The sequence below is a fragment of the Acidovorax sp. KPB24-03 genome (assembly GCF_057546605.1).
In genome coordinates this window covers 1-1,991 of sequence record NZ_BAAJYR010000533.1, presented here as the reverse complement: position 1 = coordinate 1,991, position 1,991 = coordinate 1, and the positions used below count along the sequence as shown (strand labels likewise).

Genomic DNA, 1,991 nt, shown 5'->3' with positions numbered 1-1,991 from the left:
TGGGGTTTGCCCTCTGCCATCCAGGCAGGGCCTGCACGACGGGGCCGAAGACAGCAGCACAATGCGTGCCACACCCCCGCACCCTGTTCCGCCTTCCCTGGCCCCATCACCCACTCGGGCGACCCGGTGCCCCCCCGAGTCGCTGCGCCCGGCGCGTCAGCGTCCCGAGGATTGGCGTGCCGTGGCCACGGGCGGCGGCATTTCCTTGGCCTGCAGCGCGCGCACCTGCGTGACGAGCTGGTTGTGCGCATCCAGGAAGGCCGCGGCGATCACCTTGCCTTCGGCCGTGTTGCTGTAGCCGCCCAGGCGCGCGCCGCCCGAGCCGCCGAACAGCTGGCCCACGGCGCCGAAATCGGTCTTGGAGGCGCTGCCTTCCGAGGCAGCGACCTGCACGCCGGAGCGGTGGTCGATGAGGGTGAGCAATGCGCTCGCTTCCTTGGTGTTCAAGCTGCCGCCCAGCGCTGCCAGCAAGCCGCCCGCGCGTCCGCCCACCAGGCCGCCTAGCGATGCGGAGGCCCCGCCGGCGTTGTCGTTGTTGAACACGATTTCCGGGGACAGGCCGTAGTCGGAGGCGACCATCTGGCCCTTGCCGAAGTTGCTGCCGCCGCGCATTTCGCCCGACTGCATGATGGCGCGCTCGCGGTCCATGGCCGTCATGCCGGCCGCGCCGCGCTCGATCACGACGAAGCAGTTGGACTGCTGGACCAGCAGGCGCAGCAGGTTGGCCGTGGGCGGCAGGCGGTATTCGTTGCGCAGGATGGTGTACCAGCCGGCCTGCTGGTTCTCGATCAGCGAGACGGTGCCCAGTGGCGATTCGCAGCGTTCCAGCTCGCTGCTGGCGCCTTCGGTGGCACCGCCGGCCGCGCTGCCTGTGGCCACGGTCTTGGCATCGGGGCTGCCCATGCGCATGTTGGTGGTCTCGCAGCCGGCCAGGGCCAGCGCGGCGACCACGGTGGCGGCCACGAGGGTCGCGCGGGCGGGGGTGGAAGGAAAGCAGGCGGAGGCAGCGCGCCCAGCGGGCTGGTTCGGTGTCGTCATGGAAGGCATGGCTTCAAGCAAAGCGTTGAACGTTATGCGCTGCGGGGGCCTGCCACAACCCCACCGGGGGAGGGTTGCTGTAACACGGCGGCAGGCCGCCGCCCCAGCCACGCACCATTCAGGTGCCGGCGCGTTCCAGCATGGCATGCAGCAGCACGTTGCAGCCAGCGGTGATGTGCTCGGGTTGGGCGTCTTCGATCTCGTTGTGGCTGATGCCGTCCTTGCACGGAATGAAGACCATGCCCGCAGGTGCCAGGCGCGCCATGTAGACCGCATCGTGCCCCGCGCCCGACACGGCTGGCATGTGGCTGTAGCCCAGGCTGGCGGCCGCCCGGCCCACCGCGTCCACGCAGTCGGGGTGGAACACCTGCGCGGGGTAGCTGGACACCAGGTCGATCTGGATCGGCAGGCCGGTTTCGGCGCTGAGGCGGGTGGCCACGTCGCGGATGTCCCGGTCCATGCTTTCGCAATCGGAGTCGGTGGCGTTGCGCAGGTCGATGCTGAACTTGACCTGGCCGGGGATCACGTTGCGGCTGTTGGGATGCACCTGCACCATGCCCACCGTGCCGCGACCATGCGGCGGGTGGCGGTGTGCGCAAGCCACCACCTCCTGCATGAGGTGCGTGGCAACCTGCAGCGCATCCTTGCGCAGGGCCATGGGCGTGGGGCCGGCATGGGCCTCCATGCCGGTCACGGTGCAGTCGTACCAGCGGATGCCGAGCACGCCTGTCACCACGCCGATGGTCTTGCCGTGGTCCTCCAGCACGGGCCCCTGCTCGATGTGGGTCTCGAAATACGCACCGATCGGGTGGTCGCCGGGCACCTGATCGCCCACGTAGCCGATGCGCTCGAGCTCGCCCTTCACCGTCTTGCCTTCGGTATCGGTGGCGGCGTAGGCATGCTCCAGGGTGAAGGCCTTGGCGAACACGCCCGAGCCCATCATCACGGGCACG

Annotated in this window: 2 protein-coding genes; both read right to left on the bottom strand. The window is 69.5% G+C overall.

The genetic code is table 11. The annotated features are described in order from the left end of the window. Nucleotides 1-156: 156 nt before the first annotated feature. A complete protein-coding gene (locus AC27KI_RS23635; RefSeq protein WP_487116163.1) occupies nt 157-1,038 on the bottom strand; it encodes a CsgG/HfaB family protein in 882 nt (293 codons plus the stop codon). A 118-nt stretch (nt 1,039-1,156) separates the two neighbouring features. Next, nucleotides 1,157-1,991: hydantoinase/carbamoylase family amidase (locus tag AC27KI_RS23630; protein ID WP_487116161.1), on the bottom strand; the 835-nt coding region annotated here is incomplete at its 5' end.